This window comes from Pseudomonas sp. FR229a (genome assembly GCF_030209115.1).
Lineage (GTDB): Bacteria > Pseudomonadota > Gammaproteobacteria > Pseudomonadales > Pseudomonadaceae > Aquipseudomonas > Aquipseudomonas moraviensis_A.
Genome location: NZ_JARVSP010000023.1, coordinates 199530 through 222223, shown reverse-complemented (window position 1 = coordinate 222223; position 22694 = coordinate 199530). Strand labels below are relative to the sequence as shown.

The following is a 22694-nucleotide window of genomic DNA, read 5'->3' as shown; positions in this document are numbered from 1 at the left end:
AAGCTTGACGGATTGCGGTTAACTTGATTAGTAGCGGTAATCTTCATGTGCTTTTGAGATAAATTCAGCAATGAACAACGCCAAAATCAACGACCTGCAGGCCTTTCTGGCGGTGGCGCAGGAGCAGAGCTTCACCAAAGCCGCCGCCCGTCTCGGCGTCACGCCGTCTGCGTTGAGCCATACCGTCCGCGCGCTGGAGCAGCGCTTGGGTATTCGCCTGCTGGCCCGGACCACGCGCAACGTCTCGCCAACCGAAGCGGGTGAGCGCCTGATGAGATCGATTGCGCCGCTGTTCGAGCAGATCAGCGCCGAACTCGAAGCCTTGAGCGAATTGCGCGACAAGCCCAGCGGCACGCTGCGGATTTCCTGCACGGACGATCAGATTGAATTGTGCATTCGGCCGATGCTCGCCGGGTTCCTGAAGGACTACCCGGACATCACGCTGGAGTTCTACGTCGATTACGGATTCACCAATGTGGTCAAGGAGCGCTTCGACGCCGGCATTCGTCTCGGTGAATCGATCAGCAAAGACATGATCGCGGTGCGCATCGGCCCGGACTGGCGCCTGGCTGTGGTCGCCGCGCCCGATTACTTCGCCCGCCACCCGGCACTCGTCACGCCCCATCAGTTGATGGAGCACACCTGCATCAACATCCGCCATCAACCGGCCGGCGCGATTTACGCCTGGGAGTTTGCGCACAAGGGCCAGGATTTCAGCGTCAAGGTCGACGGGCAATTGGTGTTCAACAGCATCATGCATGTACTCAATGCCGCCGTGGATGGCATCGGCGTGGCGTACGTGCCCGAGCAATTGGTCGCACCGTATCTGGCGGACGGCCGATTGGTGGAAGTCCTGGAAGAGTGGTGCCCGACGTTTCAGGGCTACCACCTGTATTACCCGAACCGACGCCAGGGCTCGGCAGCGTTCGCAGCGTTTGTCGAAGCACTGAAGCTGAACACCGCTCCCCTGTAGGAGCGAGCCTGCTCGCGATAGCGTCCGGTCAGCCAACCCTGCATCGCCTGACACGCTGCTATCGCGAGCAGGCTCACTCCTACAAGGATCGGGGCAGATCGATAATCTTCATCGCCTTCCAAACCCATGTGGGAGCGAGCCTGCTCGCGAAGAGGCCAGATCAGATACATCCACGTTGAATGACACACCGCTTTCGCGAGCAGGCTCACTCCTACAAGAATCGGGGCAGATCGACAATCTTCATCGCAACTCATACCCCTGTAGGAGTGAGCCTGCTCGCGATTGCGTCCGGTCAGACAACCCTGCATCGCCTGACACGCTGCTATCGCGAGCAGGCTCACTCCTACAAGGATCGGGGCAGATCGACCATCTTCATCGCCACTCATACCCCTGTGGGAGCGAGCCTGCTCGCGAAGAGGCCAGATCAGATACATCCACGTTGAATGACACACCGCTTTCGCGAGCAGGCTCGCTCCCACAAGGATCGGGGCAGATCGACAATCTTCTTCGTCACTCACACCCCTGTAGGAGTGAGCCTGCTCGCGATAGCGCCGTACCGAATTACCGCAGCCCAACAAAAAAGGAGGCCTTTTCAAGGCCTCCCTTGGTCTTTCACCTTCAGGATGTACCCAGCCCCTGCGACAGATCCGAGGATGACGGCCGCGCCGGATCCGGTCTGGCTTCACCCTCGGTCTGCTCGGTGGTCCGGGTCACCGTGTCGCGCACCGCTTCATAACCTTCCTGCGCTTTCTGCTTGGCCTTGTCGACCATGCCGGCGCTGGTGCGGCCCATGTAGCGCTGCTCAGTGGAGGTGGTCGGCAACGCCGCGCCGAGCAACGCACCCAGCGCGACTCCAGCGGCAGCCACCATCAGCGGTTGCTCTTTGAGCAGGTGACTGAACTGTTGGCCGAGCACTTGCGAGTTGCGCGACAAGCGGTCACTGGCGTCATGCATCGCATGGCTCAGATTTTCCTTGGCCGCACCGACATTTTCCCCGAGGTGGCTGGCCTTGCCTTTCAGCGTCTGGTACCCGTCCTTCAGCGAGTCGGTGGTCGAGTGCAGATGCGCGCGGGCACTGTCGATGCCGTCGGCCAAACCGTCGGCCCACTCGCCGGCCTTGTCCTGATCCGGTCCGCTGCGATAAGTCGGTTGCGGCACCGGCGGGCGATTCTGACTGATCATCAGCCAGAGCAGGCCCACCGATGTCAGCACCGCCGGCACCGGGTTATTGCGCACGCTGGTGCCGAGGTTGGTGAAGAACGTCGAGCCATTGCTCTGCATCATCCCCCAGGCCTGATCGATCATCTGCCCGGGGGTGAATTTGCTCTCCAGTTGATCGACGATATTGCCGATGCTCGCGCGTTGCGCATCGATTTCGCGCTCGATCTGTTCCGGGCTTTTTTCCGCTTCGATATCCAGTTCGCTTTTCATGAGACTTTCCTCCGCAGCGCTTCCTGATCCTTGTTCAAGGCGTCGAGGGTGCGATCAGGTTTGAAGTGAGACGGCTCGAATTGCTTTTTCCCGGATTGCAGCATGGCGAAGCCGATGATCATTACCACCACGCCAACGATCAACGCGGCCAGCCACGGCGCCATGAACATGCTCAGGCCATAAACCGCCGACATCAGCAGAATGATGAAGCCCGCGAGGAATACGATCGCACCGCCGGCAACGGCAGCGATTCCGGCTTTCAATGTCGTGAGACTGTTCTGCAGTTCGGCTTTGGCCAGCGCCAGTTCCTTGGTGAACAACGCCGGTACCTCGCGGGACAGCTGCCGCAACAAGCCCACCACCGAAGCATCATCCGTTTGGCCGAGGGGCCTTGCCCCGCTCAGATCAGATTCATCTCTGTTCATCACAGTTCTCCTTTGGCGTCGGGTGCATGCGGTACGGAAGCCGCTGCGAAATCAGAGGGGTGATCATGCTCATTAGGTGAGGTGGGAGTGATGCCAGTGGCCAGTCCCGGATTGGTTGGGGACGAGGACGGCACTGACGATTCATAGGGTCGCTGCGCGCCGTAATCGCCTGGTGGTGGCGTCGAAGTCGTGCCTGCCGCTGGATCATTTTCGGCGCTGACAGTTGCCGCTGCTGCTGTGCCCGCCTTGAGAAACCGCGACAGGCCGAAACCGATGGCGATACTGCCGGCGATGAATAGCCCCGGATTGTTGCGCGCCAGATCCGCCGCATCGTGCAGCAACTGTTCGGCACTCTTGCCGCGCAGATTGCCCGCCAGCCCGGTCATGGATTCCGCCATGTCGTTGATGTAATCGGACATGCCTAACGTGTCTTTGTCCTGCAGTTCCGAAACGAAGCTTTTCGCGCCTTGCGCCAACGCTTCGATCTGCTCGGCCGCCGTGTCGCGATACTGACCGAACTGCGCATCGGCCTGTTCGCGCGCGCCGCCCAATGCTTCGCTGACGTTGTCTTTCAGATGATCGAAACCTTGCTCAGGCTTGCCGTTTGGATCGCCTGATTCATACCCTGCCCTGCTGTCTGACGTATTCATGTCGCCCCTCGCCTTCTCACTGAAAACGCAAAAACGGGACTACACGGCAACAATGCCTCGAGCCCCCACATAGATGAGGACGGAGCGGCTTGCGCGAGAGTTCAAAGAGGTTGATGAGCGTGCAACATATGGCCGGGATCACCGACGAAAGGTTGCGCTTTGAGAGATTGCGTTGAGCTTCTGCGCCTGTCTGCGGTCAAGACATGGCACGGGGGTTCATCCTGATCACGGCACTGAAACCCGCAACGCCGCCGATAGATGGCAGAATCCCCCTACCCTGATCACTTCGGAGACCGCAATGCTTCGCCTGTTCGAACAAAGGCTCGACCCTTTCCCACCCGATGAGGCGCCGCCACCGCCAGTCGGCCTGATGCGATTCCTGTGGGCCTGCACCCGAGGCGCACGCGGTTACATCCTTGCCTTTGCGTTGCTCAGCGCCAGCGTGTCGATCTACGAGGCGTGGCTGTTTTCCTTCCTCGGGCAAGTGGTGGATCTGCTCTCGACCTGGCAATCCGGCGGCGCCGCCGGTGCCGAGGAAAGCCGCGTGCTGTGGGGCATCGGCATTGTGCTGGTGGTCAGCATTGGCCTGGTGGCGCTGCGCACCATGGTCCAGCACCAGATCCTCGCGATCAATCTGCCGCTGCGCCTGCGCTGGGACTTCCATCGGCTGATGCTGCGGCAAAGCCTGTCGTTCTTCTCCGATGAATTCTCCGGCCGGGTCACCACCAAAGTCATGCAAACCGCGTTGTCGGTGCGTGAAGTGCTGTTCACCCTGATCGAAATCCTTCCCGGCATCGGCGTCTACTTCATCGCCATCATTGCGCTGGCCGGTGGCTTTGCGCTGAAGCTGATGCTGCCGTTTCTGGCGTGGATCGTTCTGTTCGGGCTGGCAATGGTGTATTTCGTCCCGCGTCTGGGCAAGGTCGGCCAGGAGCAGGCCGATGCACGCTCGTCGATGACCGGACGGATTGCCGACGCCTACACCAACATCACCACGGTCAAACTGTTCTCGCACTCCAAGCGTGAGGCGCATTTTGCTCGCGCGGCGATGGAAGATTTCAAGCTCACCGGCTTCCGCCAGATGCGTCTGGTCAGCCAGTTCGAAATCGTCAACCAGGCGCTGGTGGTCGCGCTGATTCTCGGTGCCGGTGGTTATGCGTTGTGGCTGTGGCATCAGGGCGAGGTCGGCACCGGTGCTGTTGCGGCGATCACTGCGATGGCGTTGCGCATCAATGGCATGTCGCACTGGATCATGTGGCAGATGACCTCCCTGTTCGAAAACATCGGCACCGTGCAGGACGGCATGGCCACCCTGACCAGCGGCCCGAAAGTCCAGGACGCGCCGGACGCCAAAGTGCTGGAGCCTGCCGGCGGCGAAGTGGTTTTCGACAATGTCAGCTTCAATTACAACGGCGAGCGCCAGGTGCTCGACGACCTGACGCTGCACATTCGCCCCGGCGAAAAAATCGGTCTGGTTGGCCGCTCCGGTGCGGGCAAGTCGACGCTGATCAACCTGCTGCTGCGTTTCTATGACGTCGATCGCGGCGAGATTCGCATCGATGGGCAGAACATCGCCAAGGTCACGCAGGACAGCCTGCGCAGTGTGATCGGCATGGTCACTCAGGATACGTCGTTGCTGCACCGCTCGATTCGCGACAACATCGCCTACGGTCGCCCGGACGCCACCGACGCGGACATCCACCGCGCCGCGGTGAACGCCCAGGCCGATGGTTTCATCAGCCAGTTGAGCGACAAGCAGGGCCACAGCGGCTACGACACGCTGGTCGGCGAGCGCGGCATCAAACTCTCCGGCGGCCAGCGCCAACGCATCGCCATCGCCCGGGTAATGCTGAAGAACGCGCCGATCCTGCTGCTCGACGAAGCCACCAGCGCGCTGGATTCCGAAGTCGAAGTGGCGATCCAGGAAAGCCTCGATGAAATGATGCAGGGCAAAACCGTGATCGCCATCGCCCACCGCTTGTCGACCATCGCGGCAATGGATCGGCTGATCGTTATGGACGAAGGCCGCATCATCGAACAAGGCACCCACGCGCAATTGCTTGAGAAGAACGGCACCTATGCGCGGCTGTGGCAGCACCAGAGCGGCGGGTTCCTCGGTGAGGATCGCGGTTTGGTGGAGGTGATGGAGGAGTAATCCGGCTGGAGGGCCGGAGCCGGCCCTTCATCGATTTGCCTACAGGGTGAAGGGGCTTTCGGCATCCACCGGAAGCTTGACGCGAAATACGGTTCCGCTTGGCAGGTCAGAGCTCACTTCAATCGAGCCGGCATGCGAGGCGACGATTTCCGAGGCGATAAACAGGCCGAGTCCAAGCCCAGCGACAGGTCCGTGATCAACTACGGAGCGCTGCGAGAACCGTCCCATTGGGTTGAAAATGAACGGCAACACATCTTCAGGAATCGGCTCGCCGCCGTTGTGCACCGTGAACACCGCGCAATCCTCGCGGGCCTGCAACTCGACCGTGACCGGAAACTGATTGTCGCCGTGGGTCACCGCATTGCTGATGATGTTGGAAAAGACCTGTTCCATCCTGGCGCCATCGAACGCCCCCATCACCGGCTCCTTCGCGTCGAACACAACGTTGGCCTGCGGGTGAAAAGCGCGGATTTCTTCGATAACCCGCTCGCACAACGGGCTGAGATCGATCGGGGCTTTTTTCACTGGAATGCCCGGGCCCATCTGGCACCGCGTGAGATCGAGCAGGTCGCCAACGATCTGAGTGGCGCGCTGCACGCTGGCGTAGATCTGCCGGGCCACTTTGCCGGTATGCGGGTCGGTGGATTCCGTACGGCGCAACCTGTCGGCACCGAGCAGAATCGCCCCCAGCGGCGTGCGCAAGTCGTGGCCGAGAATTCCCAGAAACACATTGCGCGAAGCCTCAACCGCGCGTGAATAGCTGGCAATCGACTCAGCCAGTGCCTGATCGATCGCTTCGTGGAAACGCGTCATGTCGTCGACATTCACCGATTTTCCATCCTTGACCTGACGCAGCCACTGGCTCAGTACACTGGTGCGCAGCGCGCGGTATTCCGAAACCATCTGGTCGATAGTGAAACCGGCCATCAGCCGCGTCACGGCGTGGGTTTCAGCAGCCGTTTCTTCATCATCGCGCGGCGCTTGGCCATGAGCCTTGGCCAGTTGCTCGCTGACCGTCTGCCGGGTGCGCAGATCGATGACGATGGCGCGCAACATCTGCTCGGCGTGATCGCGCAACGCAACGTTATCGAGCTCCGCACCGGGTGTCTCAATGGTGCGGGCGAAATCTTCCCAGGCCTGCAGGATCGGCTCTAGGTTTTCGAGAATGAAATCTGGCAGGCGCATGGCTGTAGTCCATAGAGGAAATCCATCTGCGCCGACAGGCGAGCCGGCGCAGACAGTGAAAGAACAAACTCAGGAGTACAGAAGGTACGGCTGACCTCTTGCAGCCTACCATCAATGCAGTGGTTCAACGCGGGAGGAAAATCGGCAACAGCCGCTTGTGACGAAAGCCATCAGAACACTTGACTACCTGTGCTTGCGCTGCTGCCCGGAACGCTCAAGTCGCCATCCGGAAAAGCACCACCCTCAATGTGGTAGACCTTCGGTTCTGCGGAAAAATAATCCTCCAGCCCCAGCATGAACCGCTGGTGGTCTTCACTCTCCTCAAACCCCGGAGAGTGAGCCTCAAGCGAGCGCCAGCGCACGATCAAATTGAATTGCTCGGGCGTTTCGATACCTTGCGCCAGCAAGTGGCCGCCGTATCCCTTGGCACGGGTGAGTAACGGTTCGACTTCGGCAAATGCGCGTCGGAAGGCTTCAGTCTGATGCGGGTGAACGGGCAGCACAGCGATCTCGTAAACCATGATGTTTCTCCAGAATCAGTGAGCGGATTCAGACGATGAGCGAAGGCTCGACGGCGATGGCGATTTTTCCCAGCAGACCGTTGTTGGCGCTCTCCAGTCGGGCATGGGCGAGCGGGATGTCGGCAAGGGAATAGACCGCGCCAACGTGGGGCCGCAACTGGCCGCGTTCGACCAGCGCGGTCAGTTCATCGAGCTTGCCGCGGTTCTGCCGGGTAAAGACGAAGTGATAGCTGGCGTTCTTGCCCCAGGCCTGAACGAGGTTTTGTGGCTGCGCGATGTCGACGATCGAGACGACGCGGCCAAGCTGGGCGAGCGCGTCGGCACTGCGAGACAGGGTATCGCCACCGATGGTGTCGAACACCACATCAACGCCATGCCCGGCGGTTTCGCGCATGATCGCTTCAACGTAATCCTCTTGGGTGTAATCGATCACCACATCGGCGCCCAGGCTGCGGGCGAACTCGGCATTGTCTTCGCGCACGGTGGTGAACACCCTGGCGCCCATGGCTTTCGCCACCTGAATCGCCACATGGCCGACACCGCCCGCGCCGCCGTGGATCAGAATGCTTTCGCCTACTCGCAGCACAGCGCGCACGGTCAGCGCTTCCCAAACCGTACCGCCGACCAGACTCAGACTGGCCGCCTCGAGGTGACTCAGCGAGGAAGGCTTTCGGGCGATGATGCTTTCGGCCGCCACGTGATACTCGGCATAACTGCCCTGCCCCTCGAATATCTGCGGGGTGTACCAGACTTCGTCGCCCGGCGCGAAGGCGCTGACGCCCGGCCCGACAGCTTCAACCACGCCCGATACGTCGTGACCGGTAATGGCTGGCAGCGGCACCAGATCGGGATAGTCACCGCGCCGAACCTGATAATCCAGCGGATTGATGGAAGTGGCGTGCACCCGGACCAGCACCTGGCCCGCTTGCGGAACTGGTTTGGCAACATCGCTCAGTTCGAACGAATCAGGACCGCCGAAAGATTTCAGAATCATCGCTTTCATGGAAACACCTCGTATCGATAAAGAGGGATATCGAGATTTTTCGATATCCTGCGGTAAAAAAATTTACAGCTCTTTCCCTATGATCTCTGCAAGCGCGCTGATTGCTGCCTCATTGCGTTTGTAGTAGGTCCATTGACCGATGCGCCGCACTTCCACCAGCCCCACCCGCTGCAACGTGGCCAGATAACTCGACACCGTCGACTGCGACAGGCCGATACCTTCCTGGATACTGCTGACGCAGACACCCTCAACAAGAACGTCACCCTCATCCTGCGGGGGGAAGTTCTTGACGGGATCCTTCAGGCCTTCAAGGATCTTGAGGCGCGTCGGGTTCGAGAGGGCTTTGAAGATTTCGATCAGTTCCATGCGCCGAGGATATCGAGATTCTTAGATATGTCAATGCGGAATATTGAGGCAATTCGCAGTCGGCGACGAGCGGCAGGACATCAGGATCTGCGACCCGTCCGCCCTACTCACCTTGTGCTTCCCGGACTCATTCATTAGCCATGTTTCACGAGATTCAATGCCGGCAACGGTCCGCCCGGGAATTGCGCAAGCACGCCCTGCTGCACACCGCCCAGATCGATGCCGTAAAAACCCAATCGGTCTATCAGCTCTGCAACCCTGGCTTTGCTGGCCGCATCCTCCCCGGAATAAAACAGCACACGCTTGCCGCCCTCGGTGGTGGGATCGGTCAGCAGAGCCGCGAGCAAATGATTGAAGGCCTTGACCACGTGCGCGCCGGGCAGCATCTGCGCCACCACTTGTGAAGACGGCTGGCCGCCCAGATCGACCGGTTTGAACAATGGCGCCTCGATCGGGTTGTTGGCGTCGATCACGATACGCCCCTCCCAAGGCCCGAGATCGCGCACGGCATCGGGAATTTTCGACCAGTTCACCGCCAGAAAGACGATGTCCGCCTGACTCGCCTGCTGAGCAGTTACGGCTTGCGCGAGTGGGCCCAATTCGCCGACCAGATCGGCAAGGCTCTGCGGCCCACGACTATTGGCCAGGCTGACCGAAAGGCCAGCGTTGACGAGCAACCGAGCGATGGCGGTGCCGATGGAGCCTGTACCAATGATGCTGATGTTCATGTCTCTTTCCTCAAGTAGTTGGTGAGGCTATGAAACGCTTTTTGATCTTCCACCAGTAGTGGAAGACAAATAGAATCACTTTCAATCATTCGTTGAAGGTACGCAGATGGAGACGTTAGGCAATTTGCTGTCATTCGTGCGCAGCGCCGAGGCGGGCAGCTTCTCTGCCGCCGCGCGACGCCTGGGCCTGACGCCCGCGGCGGTCAGCCGCAATGTCGCGCAACTGGAGGCCAACCTCGGCGTGCGTTTGTTCCAGCGCAGCACACGCAAACTCACCCTCACCGAGGCTGGAGAGCGCTTTCTGGCCAACGTCGGTTCGGGACTGGAAACCGTTCAGGCGGCAATCGCCGATGTCGCGGGCAACGCTGGCGAGCCTTCAGGCGTTCTGTGTCTGAACGCAGCGCCAGGGTTCGCTAGGGATTTTCTGTTGCCGCTGATGCCCGAGTTTCTTAAGCGATACCCCGCCGTAATCCCCGAATGGCACCTCGATAATCGCCAGGTCGATCTCATCGCGGATGGATTTGATGCGGCCATCGGCGGCGGCATCGAACTGGCGCAGGGCGTGGTCGCCAGAGCCATCGCTCCGGCGCATCTGATTCTGGTGGCATCGAAGGAATATCTCTCGGGACACAAGCGCATCCGGCGGATTGAAGAGCTGTCGACGCTGGATCACCTGGCCATGCGCTCGGTGCAGACCGGCAAGGTGCGCAGCTGGATGCTGCAAGGGCCCGATGGTCAACGAGCACCGTTGGAGTTGGCGCCGCGCCTGTTGGTCAACGATCCGCAAGCGCTGTGTCAGTGCGCACGGCTGGGATTGGGGGTTGCGCTGTTGGCAGTTCCGGATGTGCTGCCGTATCTGCAGGACGGCACGCTGGAGAGGGTTTTGCCGGAATGGTATGTCGATGCGGGGCAGATCTATTTGTATTTTCCAGTCAGAAGCTGTTGCCGGCGAAAACCCGGGCTTTTGTGGATTTTCTGGTGGGTCAGGCTCGAGAGGATGGATGGGCGACTCGACTCGGCGCTCGGGCTTAGTAAACAAGTCATACGACCTCTTAAACTTAATCAGCATCATGCATAAGCGCTTTATCAACCCTTTCAAGCTTGCCGCCCCTGCTCGATTACGGTACAAATCGGGAAGTTGTACGACAACATAATAAAAACCTGAGCCACCCTGAGTGGCTATCACTTTTGAGATCTGCCATGTCCCGCCCTGAATTTGCCCCAACCGTACCGCCGCCCTTCCCTCGCTATCTCGCCGTGATCATTCTGTTGTGCATGGGTTGTGCGTTCGCCGGCAACCACGTCGCGGCGCGGGTGGCTTTTGATGACGGCGCGGGTGTGCTGCTGGCGATCCTGATGCGTTCTGGCGGGACCTTGCTGGTTCTGGCCATTCTGGTGCTGTGGCAACGGCAGAGTTTGCGTCTGCCAGCGGGCGCCTGGCGCTGGCAATTGTTGTTGGGCCTGCTGATTACCGCGCAGAGCCTGTGTCTGTACTCCGCTGTCGCACGGGTGCCGGTCGCTTTGGCGCTGCTGGTAGCCAACGTATTTCCGATCCTGCTCGCGTTGCTGACCTGGGTGTTGGGCGGGCCACGACCGAGCGCCCGAACAGCCATGTTGATGGGGTTGATCCTTGTCGGGCTGGTGTTCGTGCTGGACGTCCCCGGACGTCTGTCAGACAGCGCCAGCGTCGGCCCGGAATGGCTAATGGGCGTCGCACTCGCCTTCTGCGCCGCCAGCGTATTCGCCTGCGCGCTGTGGATCACCGATCACAAACTATCGCAAGTACGCGGCTCGGTGCGCAGCCTGCTGACCATCTTCATCGTCTTCAGCAGCGTCAACCTGGCCGGACTGACCGGCGCACTCCCCGGCGGACTCAACCTCCCCGCCACCTCAACCGGCTGGCTGGCCCTCGCCACGCTGGTCGTGCTGTACGGCACCGGTTTCATCGTCCTGTTCATCTCCGTGCCCCGACTGGACATGCCGCGCAACGCACCGGTGATGAACATTGAGCCGTTGGCGACATTGTTGATGGGCTGGATTGTGCTGGATCAGATGCTCAGCAGAGGGCAGATCCTAGGTGGCGTGATCGTGGTGAGCGGGATTGTTTTGCTGACGTATCGGAAAGCGGCGGTGAAGGTTGAGGTGAAAGCTGAGGTTTGAGGGGTTGTGGTAGCGGGACTCGTCGCCGGGACGCCCGCCTGCCGCTACCCATCGATACCGGATCAGCAGAATCGCAGGCTCTCGAGGTCTATCTCGGTAAAGCTTCCTGTTTCACACTCGTAGAGATAGATCGCAGTCGCCTCCAGCTCTATCTGCAAGAATTCCACCAGCGTTCTGAGCCTGGTGCTTTTGGCCATATCAGTGGGCCGCAAAACCATCGCGCCACCGGGTTCGTCATCGTAAGTTCTGACGAGAAACTCATCGACACCATCCAGAATCAGGTAATTGAAACCGCGATATTCATAGCCTGCGTCGTAGTCGACATCATCGAAACGGTCGACCTTTTCTATTCTCATGTTGGCGCCCTGTGATACGTCTCAAACAAAGTGAAAATAGTCCGGCACCTCGACAGACTGGAAACTGCCCACTATTCGAAGTGGCATTGGCGCTCCCCTACTTACCAACTACCGAACGGGATGCCGAACTTGTCGATATACCGCTTGGCCCTTTCACTCACCGGATAGGCATAGCGTCCTTGGTTCTTCCCTTGGCTTGGCCCCAACGGCTCAATCTCAGCCTTGGCTCTGGCTACTTTGACGGGACGGTGACAGGAATCGCGCACAAACACCTGCACCACACCTCCGGGAGCCAGTCCCAAATAAATGGAGGCGCTATAGCTGGCTTGTTCATCCGGAGTTTCGGGACATCTTTGATTAACCGATGCCCACATCAGCTGTCTGGCTTCTTCCGGCACGTCTATCCAAACCCGATATGTCTGTGATTCAACAATAGATTGCCAGCGCACATAAATGCGCTTGGGCAAGTCGGCACCAATCACCGGTTTTGCAGCAGCGCCAACCGCATGCCAGCCTCGCGCAGACTCTTCACCGGTTTCCGGCTCACCGCCCGCTGCTGTTCCTGATCCGGTCCGCCTGAATAGCTTGCCGTTGATGTCTTCAACGGCGCTGTCTTCTACCCATACCTTCATGTAGTAGGGTTCGGTGAACGCGAGCTCCCATGAGTCGGATGTCGGGTCCTTGTTACCTGACAGCGTTTCAATAACCTGGCAACCGGTTAACAGAACAACGAAACACAACGTAATCCATTGCTCATTTATTTGCGGCTCACCAACTCCCATACGGAATTCCGTACTTGTTGATATATCGCTTGGCCTTTTCACTCAAAGGATAAGCATATTGGCCCCCGTTCCTGCCCGACTCCGGCCCCAGCGGTTCCAACTCAGCTTGGGCGCGAGCTACTTTGATCGGGGTCGACACAGGTCTCTCACCCACACCTGGACCACGCCGCCTGGTGCGAGTCCCAAATAGACAGAAGCCATGAAGCGTGCTGTCTTGTCGGGGGTTTCTGGACAGCGCTGATGGGTTGACGTCACCATCACCTGTCTGGCTTCCTCAGGAATATTTACCCAAGCCCGGTAGGTTTTTTGCTCCGGTATAGACTGCCAGCGTACGAAAATTCGCTTGGGCAGATCTGCGCCAATAACCGGTTTCCCCGTACCTCCCACACCTACCCAACCGCGCGCGGATTCTTCGTCGTCATTTGGTTCAGCGCCGCTGGCGTTCCCTCCCCCGGCTCGCAGAAACGTTCGACCGTTGATGTCTTCCACTGAGCTGTCTTCGACCCAGACGTTCATGAAATTGGGCTTGATAAACGCCAGTTCCCACCAAGGATATTTGGGATCGTTTTCACCTGAAATGGAGCCTGTGGCGTGACAGCCGGTAAAGGCCAAAAAGCCCAGTAGAGCCAAGAGTATTCTCATTACCAAAGCTTCCAGTCAGCTACATGAGGATGCTGCACGCGAATGCCATCCTCAACGCATACGACTGGCTCACGCCCAGGCTCCTTCCCATGCTTCTCATACTCTGCCCAGTGCTGGGCGTGTATGTCGACGGGTTTGGCTTGTTCGTAGCGGTATTTTTTCGGCGGGTTTGGTACGTAGCCACTCAATCCTTGATTCCTTGTTCTGATCCTTGAAGAACGGCCCGAAGGGTGACAGTCGAGGCCGGGTGGTGCAAGCCGTGGCACGACCGTGGGATGCGACGAGGTTCTGCTCTCGTCGCGTTGGGGGTTATTTGGCTATTTCGACTTTATCCAAAGCTTGGTTCACGGCGATTTCGCCGAGCATGACGACCTGGGCGATGCCCAGCAGGGTTTTGCGGCGCGGGTTGTCGAGCAGCGCGGCGAAGTCGTAGAGCATGGTGGTGGCCGAGCCGAGGGATTCGCTCGCGTTGGCCAGCAGAGATTCGGTGTCGTATTTCGGGTTGGCGAGGAACATCTGTTCCGGGATGTTGGTGCTGGCCAGTATGTCCGCCGGGCCGAGGTAGTGATCGAGGGCGCGTTCGGCGGCTTCGTGGAGTTTTTTCGAGGCGCTGGATTCGTAGGGGGATGCGGGGTCGGTGGTTGGCGGATTGGGTGTGACTTTGAACATGGTGAAACTCCTAGTTAGGAAAAGGAGCCTTCACATTCGCTACCAAACGAAGGTGGCGGCCATACGCGGGTTGGTAGACCGGTAACTAGGAACCGGCACACCCGAAGGTGTCCTGCGCATGGCCACCATTGAGCAGAGACCTGAAGCAGGTCCGCGAACGGCGCGCGATGCGACTAGTTATGGCGGGCTACCAAACCCGATCGCTGTTTTTCAGCGACCGACAGACGATAGAACCCGCGACCTAGACGCACAAGCCGGCGGATTCTGGCGTAGTCGTAGGTAATGGCGCAAGGCGTTGTAGCCGTTTGCTTGTGTCTTGAATAACTGTTTAAACGGGCTGGGTGCTTTCTGTTTATGTGGTGGTGAATGGGCTGGGGTCATCGCGAGCAGGCTCACTCCTACAAGGATTGGGGGCTAGTCCAAGATCACTGGTGTTTGGGCCACCCAAGTCGCCTGGCAGCTCGCTGCCCTTGGGATATCAACCCTGCGTAACAAGCGTCAACCGCGGCCAAATCTCGAGCCATCTCTTCGACTGAACGTGTTCCACAAACACCGCGTATCTATCACTCTCAAATCGGGCGGTTGGTCGCACTTTCAGCGCAAGCAAATCCTCCAGTCCCAACGGCGCCGAAACCTCTATAGCACCCTGCTGATCAAGCCTTACCCCAACCGCCGTAGATGTCTCGGGCCAACGGGTCATGGCGTCGGCAGAAGATTGATAAGGCGCATCGGCGTTTCGCTGGTGCATGCGAGCCTGGTTCTTCACCGACCATTTCAGGCCACTGCACCGTGTTGCAAGCTCGGCCTCCAAGGCGAAGTCCGTTTGCGCACTGTGCCGTGTTTTGTCGAACCAGATGACATCAATGTCCCCGGGCAATCGCGAGGGTTCGCGCTGGTGCAGATGATCCCAGACCAGGCTGCGCACAAAACCGGCGGCAACCCAGCTGTCCGGCAAGTTCAGATCCCTGACTGTGCGCAGGATGTGCATCCGGAGGGGATCTCGAGTAATAAGATCCCGCAGTTGCGCTTCAAGATTCAATTTGTTCAATCCATTGCCGTTGATTGCAAGAGCCTATCAGGCGTCTCGGTAAGAGCTCACCGACGCCGACGTTGCCCTGCTTCCTCACTCCGTCGCCCACAATTCGCTATCCGGACAAGTCCCTTGTGATGAATGACTCGCGCAGGCGAGCTTTGCTCGATAGGGTCAACTGGCGCTCACTGCTCAAACCTTGAACTCTTCCTTGAGCAAATCGGCAAACTTGTCTTTTGCACGATGAGATTCAACGTGCTTGTTCCAGATAAAATAATTTTGCACGGGCGTTAGATCTTTGAAAAAGAATCCTTGAATACCGCCGATTTGCTGGAACTGTTCAAATATCCCTTTCGGCACCAACGATACCCCCGCGCCCGCACTGACGCACCCAAGGATGGTGCCATAACTGGCTATGCTTGTTATCGGACTGGATAGGTTGTGCCGCTCCAGCCAGGCAACCAACGCCCTCCTGTAGGGGCATCCTTCAGGCCACATGAATAAATCCACGCCATGCAAAGCTTCTGGATGGTTTAGCGGCCCTGCGGACGGCGAAGCAATCAGAACCAGATCCTCCTCATAGATCTCGATACTCTCAATATCCGGGTGTTCCGGCCTCACGGCAATGATTGCCCCATCCAGTTTATGACTGACTACCTCAGCGGATAATTGCGACCAGTCGCCAGTGCTGAATTGCATCTGCACTGCTGGGTAAAGTTGATGATACCTGGACAACAGCTTGGGTAATCTGCCCGTAGCAGACGATTCTATGGCACCAATCCTGAGATCTCCCGACGGCTCTGACGACGGATCAAGCGCTCGGTGCGACTCCTCGCACAAAGACAGGATTTTGTTGGTATAGCCGAGAAAAATCTGACCGGAAGGGCTGATGATCAATCCCCTGCCTTTCCTTATAAAAAGATCAACCCCGAGTTCTCGCTCCAATAGTCTGATTCGATTGGTGATATTGGACGGCACACAGTGCAGCTCTTCAGAAGCACGAATAATACTGCCTCGATCAGCGACCTTTTTGAACATGACGAGCTGCGACAATTCCATCCCACTACTCATTGAAAGTGAACAATTGAATCAATATAAATCAGTTGTTGTATGCCCTCAATGAGGTTTATTTTCCTGACTGGTCGTCGCCTGCGCCCTATGAGCAACCATGCCTTCACCCCCAAAAATCGAAGTTCTACGAGGATTCAATGCATGGATGTTGAACACGCTGTTCTTGCACTGGGTTTCTTCGCGTTTTGTGGTGGCCTGATAGATGCTGCGGTCGGGGGCGGAGGCCTGGTACAGGTGCCCGCACTTCTACATGCTCTAGCCCAGTACAGCCTTGCCACCATTTTCGGCACCAATAAACTGGCTGTTCTGGCGGGCAATATTTCATCAATATCGGGTTACCTGAAGCGCATTAAAATCCGCTGGAATTTAATGCTTCCGACCATGCTCGCCGCTTTTTTATTTTCTTTTCTCGGAGCGCTCTCAGTATCCCTTGTCCCTAAAAGATTGATGGAGATCGTTGTCTTTTTCATATTGATAGTCATGGCTATCTACACCTTTATGAATAAAAAACTTGGTTTGGCAGGCAAAGACCGCCACTTCGGAACGAAAGACATTTGCCTTGGAGTTTTCTTTGGCAGCCTGATCGGTTTTTACGATGGTGTGTTCGGCCCGGGCAGTGGCAGCCTGTTGCTGTTTATCTTCGTCAAGGTCTTTGGCTTTGATTTCCTCAATGCGTCAGCCTCTGCAAAACTGGTCAATCTGGGGACGTTCAGCGCTGCGCTCATATTTTTTATCCCCTCCGGTAATGTCTTGTGGGCGATTGGCGGCATAGTTGCTTTATGCAATATGGCCGGCGCTTTGACCGGTGTCTTTCTGGCATTACGTTATGGAAGCAGCTTCATCAGAGTTTTTTTCCTGATCCTGCTCGTATTCCTGATAGGCAGGATGGGGCTCAATTTTTTTTCGTAGATTGAGCAGTTCAACTTGTCACTGCTGCAGAATCCCATCCAAGTGGCGTGAACTCACCGACAACAACACCCGGGTTCGATACCCGGGTAGCTTTGTTACTGATCACGCAGATTCAAAACACGGCAACTGGAACACCACCCGCGCCCCGCTCGGCTCATTGCGCTCGGCCCACAATTTGCCGCCGTGTCCTTCAATGATCGTGCGGCAAATCGACAGGCCCATGCCCAGCCCGGAGGATTTGGTGGTGAAGAACGCCGTGAACACTTGCTCTGCCCGCTCGCAGGCAAAGCCTGGCCCCGAATCGCTGACGCTGATGTGCACGTTATCGCCCAGCGCTTCACTGCGAATCAGCAGACGTCGCTGCCCCTCTGCCATGATCGTCATGGCTTCGAGGCTGTTGATGATCAGATTGAGCAACACCTGCTGCAGTTCGACCCTGTCCGCCACTACTAAAGGCAAATCTGCCGCCAGCTCAACGCTGACCTCGGCGCCGTGCTTGAGCGCTTCGCCACGGCTGAAACCGACCATTTCTTCGATCAGTGGATTGAGGCTGACAGGCTGGCGCTGCGGTGGGGTTTTGTGAATCAGCGCGCGGATGCGTCCGAGAACGTCTGCCGCCCGGTTGCCATCGACAATGATATGCCGCAGGCCCTGCTCCACCTCGTCGAGGTTCGGCGGCTGCGCACCGAGCCAGCGTAGCGCGGCGTTGGCATTGGTGACCGTGGCGGCGATCGGTTGATTGACTTCGTGAGCGATCGACGCGGCCAACTGGCCCATGGTTGCCACGCGATTGGCGTGGGCCAGTTCCGTTTGCACCTGGCGATAACGGCGCTCGCCTTCGCGCACTTGCTCTTCGGCGAGCTTGCGTTCGCTGATATCCAGCACGAAGGCCAGGCCCTGCTGCTGACTGGCTTCGAATGCAGCCAGACCGACGATCACCGGCAGCCGACTGCCGTCCTTGCGGATGTATTCCTTTTCGAATGGCTGCGCGCGGCCGGTGCGGATGGCGGTTGCCAGTGCGGCGTCGCTGTTGGCGCGCATCGACGACGGGGTCATGTCGCGCCAGTGTACGAGGCCCGATAGCAGCTCATCACGGGCGTAACCGACCATGCGCAGGAACGCGTCGTTGGCCTCGATGATTTTCCCCTCCGCGCTCCACACGATGATGCCGATAATGTTCGCATCGACCAGCCGACGGATCTTCGCTTCGCGCTCGGCGAGGTCGCGGTACAGGCGCGCGTTGTCCAGCGAGATCGCTGCCTGCGACGCCACCAGCCGCAGCACGGCCAGACGCGCGGGGCTGAACACCCCGGCGGACAGGTTGTTTTCCAGATACAACGCCCCGACCACCCGCGCCTGGTTCATCAGCGCCAGGCACAGGATCGAGCGCGCGCCACGCTGCTGGATGTACGGATCAGCGACGAACAGCGGATCGGCCGCGGCGTCGTCCAGGCACAGGTGGACGCCGGTGCGCAGCGTCTGATACAGCACCGACTCGGCCAGCGCCACCGCGTGCAACGGCTCGTTGCACAGCTGCGTGGCATCGTCGCCAATGCGGGTTTGCGCGGCGATATACGGTGTGTCGGCATTGAGCAGGATGAGCAGGCCCTGTTCGGCTCCGGCCTGTTCGATCGCGGTGCGCATGACCGTTTCAATCAAGCGGTCGAGGACGATTTCGCCGGAGACTGCTTGAGAGACCTTGAGCACCGTCGTCAGATCCAGGTGTTCAACCGCCGTAACGAGGGTGGCGGTCGGCTCTGGCTGCGCGACTTCGGAGCGCAGAAAACGATGTTTGCGATCCAGCTCCCGCACCTTGCCATCGGCGCCCCAACGCACATAGGCATAACGCGCGTCACGCAGATAAACACGGGCGATCTTGGCAAGACCGCGAGCACGATAGAACTGCGCGGCCAGTTCGTTGGCCAGCGCCTCGATATGGACCAAATCGTTGTCCTGGGCCAATTGGATGGCCTGTTCGTACAGCGATTCGGCCTCAAGTAACTGGCCAGTGACGCGCGCCATTTCCGCCGTGACCAGCGCCACCTGACTGGCGAAGGTTTCCGCACACAAGCGCGCCCACGTCTGCAATTGCGCGTGGTGTTGGCCCAGGCGCTGCAACCCATCGACATCGGTTTCGCCGTGAGCGGCCAAGGTCAGCGCCGCATAAAAATGGTATTCGGCCTCCTCGAAAAATGCCGAAATCGCCCACAACAATCCCTGAACTTGGGTCGCGCATTCAGCGGCGCCCGCGTAATCCCCCGCCAGATAGCGCGCCTGCAACTTGCGCACCCAATACTTGCCGCGTGCCAGCGCCAGGTCCGGCGAGCTGGTCAAATGTGCCTCGACAGCTGTCTCGTCGAATCCGTCGTCGTTGAGACAGCCAAACTGCGGCGTCTGTCCACGCAGCATGCGGATCAGCGCCAACTGGCAGCGCATGAAATCGGCCACCAGACCGAAACCGACCTTCTCTGCATAGCCCAGGCCTGATTCGGTTTGCGCCTGCACCTCTGTCAACGGCTCGCCGATAAATAGCAGATCGGAAATCAGGCTGTTACCGGCAAACGCCGCATACGGCAGATCCCCGGTGCGATGGGCCGCGTTGAGCGCCCGACGCAGCAGTTCGCGGCACTCGCGTACGGGCCGCATCCAGCGCACCACGAAGATCGAAAAGCACAGATAGGTGCTCGCCTCGTAACGCGTGAGGCCGCGTCGATCAACCAGATCGCAGCCCAGGCGGCCAAACCGATAACCGGCGGCATAGTTGCCAAAACGTGGGCCCGACACGCGTCCGAAGTTGGCGTAGAGCAAGCAGGAAGCGTCGCAGTTGCCATATTGCAGGCTCAGGCTGATCGCTTTGCAGATGGTCAGGCTGGCGAGGTTCAAGTTCGATTGCACAGCCGGCGCGAAGAGTTTGCCCAGCGCATCGAGGGTCACCCGTGCGGCGGGGTCTTCCATTGGCGGCAAGTCGATCATCTGCTCAATGGTGCGCCCGCGCAGGTTGGTCCAGACCTGCTGATATTCGTCGCGCACCTGGGCATCGTTCGGATGCGCAGGCCAATCGATGCCGACCCGACGCAGATAGGCCAGACATACTGCCACCGCACGGTCACTGCGATCGAGCAGCAGATAGACATCCATTTGCAGGCACGCCACCGCCGCGCGCTCGACGGTGGTCACGGCGCGCTCGGCCAATGCGGCCAGGCGCGTGTCGGCCTGCGCGAGTTGGCCGGTGAGAAACTCGCATTCGGCGCGATTCAGCTCCAGCGCAAAACCCAGTTCATGCCGACTGTCATAGCCCTGCTCGCCCAACAACTCCGCCCCGGCCCCCAGGTAGTTCAGCGCCGAGGTGTAGGCGGTCGAGGCCTTGGCGCGCTGACCAGCGAGCAGGTTGAATTCGGCAAGTTGCTCACGTTCGGCGCGCAAGCTGATCAGGTGCGCGCCGCGATTGAGCTGGCCGACAATTTCGAAGATCGCTTCCTCGCGCCGCTCACCCTGGGTTTGCAGCGCGAGCAGCCGGCCGATGCGCAGATGCATTTGCGCCCGTTCGGTCTCAGCGATCAGCGAATACGCCGCTTCATGGATGCGGTCATGCACAAACCGGTAGGCACCGTCCTGACGCTCGACCAGTTCCAGCCGCACTGCCGGCCATACCGCCGCGTGGACGTGAGGCACCGGCACACCGAGGACAGTCGCCAGCGTGTCGAAACGTGCAACGTTACCCAGACAGGCGAGTTGTTGCAGCGCCTGGCGCGTTTGCAGTGGCAGCCGCGCCAATTTGCCAACCATCAAATCGACGACATTGTCGGTGTAGCCCTTGCCGTTGATCAGGTGCACATCCCAACGCCAGCGATTGCGCTCAGGCTCGTAGATCAGCAGCTTTTCCTCGGCGAGAGCGTAGAGAAACTGAATGACGAAAAATGGATTGCCGGCAGTCTTGTCCAGCACTAGCCGCGCCAGCGCGACGATGCTCGCCGGCGGGCAGCGCAGCGACTCGCTGATCAGCTGTTCGATGTGCGCGCCGGCCAGGGGTGCGAGGCGAATCTCGTCAATCTGCACGCCAGCTTGACGCAGCGCGGTGAGGGTGCGGCTGAGTGGATGATCGCGATCCACCTCGTTGTCGCGATAGGCGCCGACCAGCAGCAGATGAGGAATCTCGGCACGGCTGAGCAAATCTTCAAGCAGATCCAGGGTGGCCGCGTCGAGCCACTGCAGGTCGTCGAGGAACAATGCCAGCGGGTGCTCGGCCTGGGCGAACACACCGATGAACCGCTGCAAGACCAGCAGGAAGCGCTGCTGCGCCTGCTGCGGTTCCAGCTCTGGCACGGCTGGCGGCTCGCCGATGATCAGCTTCAGTTCGGGGATCAGGTCGGTGATCAGCCGCGCATTCGGTTCCAGCGCCCGCAATAGCGCTTCGCGCCACTGCGCCAGCACTTCGGCACGCTTGCCCAAAAGCGTGCGCACCAGCCCCTGAAAGGCCTGGACCAGCGTCGAATAAGGCACGTCGCGCTGGTACTGGTCGAACTTGCCGGCGGCGAACAAACCACGGGTCGGCACCAACACTTTGTGCAATTCACTGACCACCGACGATTTGCCGATGCCGGAGTACCCTGAAACCAGCACCAGCGCCGGAGTGCCTGTTTGCACCACGCCGGTGAAGGCATCGATCAACGTTTGCACTTCGTGTTCGCGGCCGTAGAGTTTTTCCGGGATCAGCAAGCGCTCGAAGGCGCCCTGCTCGTTCAGCGTAAACGACTCGATCAGCCCTGCCCGGCGCCAGTCGTCGAGGCACCGGCGCAAGTCATGCTCGACGCCGGCCGCCGTCTGATAGCGTTCCTCGGCGGTCTTGGCCAGCAACTTCATGACCACTCGCGACAGCATCGGCGGCACCGTCGCCACCCGTTCACACGCCGGCATCGGCAGCCGTGCGATGTGGCAATGCACCCACTCCATCGGCTCATTGGCGCTGAACGGCAGCGAGCCGGTGAGCATCTGGTAAAGGGTCACGCCAAAGGCATACAGGTCGCTGCGCGAATCGATCGAACGGTTCATCCGCCCGGTCTGCTCCGGGGCCATGTAGGCCAGCGTGCCGGCGATGGTCTCCGGCGGCGTGGGTGCCTGCCGTTCGCGGGGCAGGCGCGAAGCCAGGCCGAAGCCGGTCAACCGCGCCGCGCCATCTCGGCAATGGACGAAGATGTGCTGCGGTTTCAGGTCTTTGTGCACCAGACCACGCTGATGCAGATGGCCCAGCGCTTCGGCAATGTTCGTGGCCATTTCCAGACAGGTTTCGATATCCAGTGGTGCGACCAGCAATCGCGACATCGGCTCGCCGCCCGGATCGTCGAACAGCAGACGGACCCGCCTGCCCGCGCGCTCGAAAGCTGTCGGCTGCAAGGCCCAGGCAGGATCGAGGTCTTCCCTGAGGCTATATTCGTGCGCCAGTCGGTCGAGGGTCGCCGGTAATGGCTGACCCAGCGCCGGACGCATCGCCAATACGCTCCCCTCTCCCGACCCGCGCTCACGGGAAAGTACCCGCTCGCCGTCGTCCCACAAAATCTGTTTTTTGCTGGTCATCTGCGTCGACACTGCTCATGTTTTTTTTCTGCCGCAGTGGCAAGACCTGCGATTACTCAACGATGCC

The 22694-nt window shown here is 59.3% G+C and carries 18 protein-coding genes and 2 pseudogenes; 5 read left to right on the top strand and 15 right to left on the bottom strand.

Annotated elements, in window-relative coordinates:
• Positions 1–70: 70 nt before the first annotated feature.
• Positions 71–973: a LysR family transcriptional regulator gene (locus QRN33_RS19835; protein WP_285409640.1), complete on the top strand. Its 903-nt coding sequence runs from the start codon at positions 71–73 to the stop codon at positions 971–973.
• A gap of 618 nt (positions 974–1591) precedes the next feature.
• Here QRN33_RS19835 and QRN33_RS19830 read toward each other — a convergent pair.
• From QRN33_RS19830 to QRN33_RS19820, 3 genes are read right to left on the bottom strand one after another with little or no spacing between them, the layout of a single operon-like run.
• The gene (locus QRN33_RS19830) at positions 1592–2404 is read right to left on the bottom strand and encodes a DUF3618 domain-containing protein (protein ID WP_285409639.1); all 813 of its coding nucleotides are present in this window, start codon (positions 2402–2404) and stop codon (positions 1592–1594) included.
• Entirely contained in the window at positions 2401–2829 is a 429-nt protein-coding gene (locus QRN33_RS19825; RefSeq protein WP_253500917.1) for a phage holin family protein, read from the bottom strand. Before QRN33_RS19825 ends, QRN33_RS19830 begins: the two co-directional genes overlap by 4 nt.
• The gene (locus QRN33_RS19820; RefSeq protein ID WP_281921505.1) at positions 2829–3479 is read right to left on the bottom strand and encodes a hypothetical protein; all 651 of its coding nucleotides are present in this window, start codon (positions 3477–3479) and stop codon (positions 2829–2831) included. The genes QRN33_RS19825 and QRN33_RS19820 overlap by 1 nt, the downstream gene beginning before the upstream one ends.
• A 298-nt stretch (positions 3480–3777) precedes the next feature.
• Between QRN33_RS19820 and QRN33_RS19815 the strand changes: the two genes are divergently transcribed.
• Positions 3778–5634 carry an ABC transporter ATP-binding protein gene (locus QRN33_RS19815; protein ID WP_065617079.1) on the top strand — a complete coding sequence of 619 codons (1857 nt, stop codon included), beginning with the start codon at positions 3778–3780 and terminating at the stop codon, positions 5632–5634.
• Positions 5635–5673: 39 nt separating this feature from the next.
• Here the strand turns inward: QRN33_RS19815 and QRN33_RS19810 are convergent, their stop codons facing one another.
• The 5 genes from QRN33_RS19810 to QRN33_RS19790 all read right to left on the bottom strand — a co-directional run bounded on the left by QRN33_RS19810 (position 5674) and on the right by QRN33_RS19790 (position 9437).
• Positions 5674–6819, bottom strand: coding sequence for a sensor histidine kinase (locus QRN33_RS19810; protein WP_285409638.1), 1146 nt, complete (start codon positions 6817–6819; stop codon positions 5674–5676).
• A 170-nt stretch (positions 6820–6989) separates the two neighbouring features.
• The gene (locus QRN33_RS19805; RefSeq protein ID WP_285409637.1) at positions 6990–7340 is read right to left on the bottom strand and encodes an antibiotic biosynthesis monooxygenase family protein; all 351 of its coding nucleotides are present in this window, start codon (positions 7338–7340) and stop codon (positions 6990–6992) included.
• Between the two features lie 28 nt (positions 7341–7368).
• On the bottom strand, positions 7369–8343 hold the full coding sequence (locus QRN33_RS19800; protein WP_285409636.1) for a zinc-dependent alcohol dehydrogenase family protein: 975 nt from the start codon (positions 8341–8343) through the stop codon (positions 7369–7371).
• A gap of 63 nt (positions 8344–8406) precedes the next feature.
• The gene (locus QRN33_RS19795; RefSeq protein ID WP_024012559.1) at positions 8407–8709 is read right to left on the bottom strand and encodes an ArsR/SmtB family transcription factor; all 303 of its coding nucleotides are present in this window, start codon (positions 8707–8709) and stop codon (positions 8407–8409) included.
• Between the two features lie 134 nt (positions 8710–8843).
• Positions 8844–9437, bottom strand: coding sequence for an NADPH-dependent F420 reductase (locus tag QRN33_RS19790; protein WP_252876022.1), 594 nt, complete (start codon positions 9435–9437; stop codon positions 8844–8846).
• Positions 9438–9543: 106 nt separating this feature from the next.
• On the opposite strand from QRN33_RS19790, the pseudogene QRN33_RS19785 reads away from it, so the two are divergent.
• Positions 9544–10469, top strand: a pseudogene (locus QRN33_RS19785) (LysR family transcriptional regulator).
• Between the two features lie 168 nt (positions 10470–10637).
• The gene (locus tag QRN33_RS19780) at positions 10638–11597 is read left to right on the top strand and encodes an EamA family transporter (protein WP_285409635.1); all 960 of its coding nucleotides are present in this window, start codon (positions 10638–10640) and stop codon (positions 11595–11597) included.
• Positions 11598–11659: 62 nt separating this feature from the next.
• Here the strand turns inward: QRN33_RS19780 and QRN33_RS19775 are convergent, their stop codons facing one another.
• The 6 genes and pseudogenes from QRN33_RS19775 to QRN33_RS19745 all read right to left on the bottom strand — a co-directional run bounded on the left by QRN33_RS19775 (position 11660) and on the right by QRN33_RS19745 (position 16135).
• Positions 11660–11953, bottom strand: a complete 294-nt coding sequence (locus QRN33_RS19775; RefSeq protein WP_285409634.1) for a hypothetical protein — start codon at positions 11951–11953, stop codon at positions 11660–11662.
• Between the two features lie 101 nt (positions 11954–12054).
• Positions 12055–12735 (bottom strand): DUF2931 family protein, encoded by a 681-nt coding sequence (locus tag QRN33_RS19770; RefSeq protein ID WP_285409633.1) that lies wholly within the window; start codon positions 12733–12735, stop codon positions 12055–12057.
• Positions 12722–13377, bottom strand: a pseudogene (locus QRN33_RS19765) (DUF2931 family protein). Before QRN33_RS19765 ends, QRN33_RS19770 begins: the two are co-directional and overlap by 14 nt.
• 309 nt (positions 13378–13686) lie before the next feature.
• A complete protein-coding gene (locus tag QRN33_RS19755; protein ID WP_042609640.1) occupies positions 13687–14046 on the bottom strand; it encodes a DUF6124 family protein in 360 nt (119 codons plus the stop codon).
• A 478-nt stretch (positions 14047–14524) separates the two neighbouring features.
• Positions 14525–15085, bottom strand: coding sequence for a nucleotidyltransferase family protein (locus QRN33_RS19750; protein ID WP_285409632.1), 561 nt, complete (start codon positions 15083–15085; stop codon positions 14525–14527).
• A gap of 183 nt (positions 15086–15268) precedes the next feature.
• Positions 15269–16135 (bottom strand): LysR family transcriptional regulator, encoded by an 867-nt coding sequence (locus QRN33_RS19745; protein WP_123418496.1) that lies wholly within the window; start codon positions 16133–16135, stop codon positions 15269–15271.
• Between the two features lie 153 nt (positions 16136–16288).
• Between QRN33_RS19745 and QRN33_RS19740 the strand changes: the two genes are divergently transcribed.
• Positions 16289–17056 carry a sulfite exporter TauE/SafE family protein gene (locus QRN33_RS19740; RefSeq protein WP_285409631.1) on the top strand — a complete coding sequence of 256 codons (768 nt, stop codon included), beginning with the start codon at positions 16289–16291 and terminating at the stop codon, positions 17054–17056.
• A gap of 102 nt (positions 17057–17158) precedes the next feature.
• Here QRN33_RS19740 and QRN33_RS19735 read toward each other — a convergent pair whose 3' ends face one another.
• The gene (locus QRN33_RS19735) at positions 17159–22627 is read right to left on the bottom strand and encodes a trifunctional serine/threonine-protein kinase/ATP-binding protein/sensor histidine kinase (protein ID WP_285409630.1); all 5469 of its coding nucleotides are present in this window, start codon (positions 22625–22627) and stop codon (positions 17159–17161) included.
• Between the last annotated feature and the right edge of the window lie 67 nt (positions 22628–22694).

Excerpts from the sequence above, each read along its gene's own strand:
- QRN33_RS19835 (WP_285409640.1), top strand. The coding sequence starts at position 71 with ATGAACAACGCCAAAATCAACGACCTGCAGGCCTTTCTGGCGGTGGCG.
- QRN33_RS19830 (WP_285409639.1), bottom strand. The coding sequence starts at position 2,404 with ATGAAAAGCGAACTGGATATCGAAGCGGAAAAAAGCCCGGAACAGATC.
- QRN33_RS19825 (WP_253500917.1), bottom strand. The coding sequence starts at position 2,829 with ATGAACAGAGATGAATCTGATCTGAGCGGGGCAAGGCCCCTCGGCCAA.
- QRN33_RS19820 (WP_281921505.1), bottom strand. The coding sequence starts at position 3,479 with ATGAATACGTCAGACAGCAGGGCAGGGTATGAATCAGGCGATCCAAAC.
- QRN33_RS19815 (WP_065617079.1), top strand. The coding sequence starts at position 3,778 with ATGCTTCGCCTGTTCGAACAAAGGCTCGACCCTTTCCCACCCGATGAG.
- QRN33_RS19810 (WP_285409638.1), bottom strand. The coding sequence starts at position 6,819 with ATGCGCCTGCCAGATTTCATTCTCGAAAACCTAGAGCCGATCCTGCAG.
- QRN33_RS19805 (WP_285409637.1), bottom strand. The coding sequence starts at position 7,340 with ATGGTTTACGAGATCGCTGTGCTGCCCGTTCACCCGCATCAGACTGAA.
- QRN33_RS19800 (WP_285409636.1), bottom strand. The coding sequence starts at position 8,343 with ATGAAAGCGATGATTCTGAAATCTTTCGGCGGTCCTGATTCGTTCGAA.
- QRN33_RS19795 (WP_024012559.1), bottom strand. The coding sequence starts at position 8,709 with ATGGAACTGATCGAAATCTTCAAAGCCCTCTCGAACCCGACGCGCCTC.
- QRN33_RS19790 (WP_252876022.1), bottom strand. The coding sequence starts at position 9,437 with ATGAACATCAGCATCATTGGTACAGGCTCCATCGGCACCGCCATCGCT.
- QRN33_RS19780 (WP_285409635.1), top strand. The coding sequence starts at position 10,638 with ATGTCCCGCCCTGAATTTGCCCCAACCGTACCGCCGCCCTTCCCTCGC.
- QRN33_RS19775 (WP_285409634.1), bottom strand. The coding sequence starts at position 11,953 with ATGAGAATAGAAAAGGTCGACCGTTTCGATGATGTCGACTACGACGCA.
- QRN33_RS19770 (WP_285409633.1), bottom strand. The coding sequence starts at position 12,735 with ATGGGAGTTGGTGAGCCGCAAATAAATGAGCAATGGATTACGTTGTGT.
- QRN33_RS19755 (WP_042609640.1), bottom strand. The coding sequence starts at position 14,046 with ATGTTCAAAGTCACACCCAATCCGCCAACCACCGACCCCGCATCCCCC.
- QRN33_RS19745 (WP_123418496.1), bottom strand. The coding sequence starts at position 16,135 with ATGGAATTGTCGCAGCTCGTCATGTTCAAAAAGGTCGCTGATCGAGGC.
- QRN33_RS19740 (WP_285409631.1), top strand. The coding sequence starts at position 16,289 with ATGGATGTTGAACACGCTGTTCTTGCACTGGGTTTCTTCGCGTTTTGT.
- QRN33_RS19735 (WP_285409630.1), bottom strand. The coding sequence starts at position 22,627 with ATGACCAGCAAAAAACAGATTTTGTGGGACGACGGCGAGCGGGTACTT.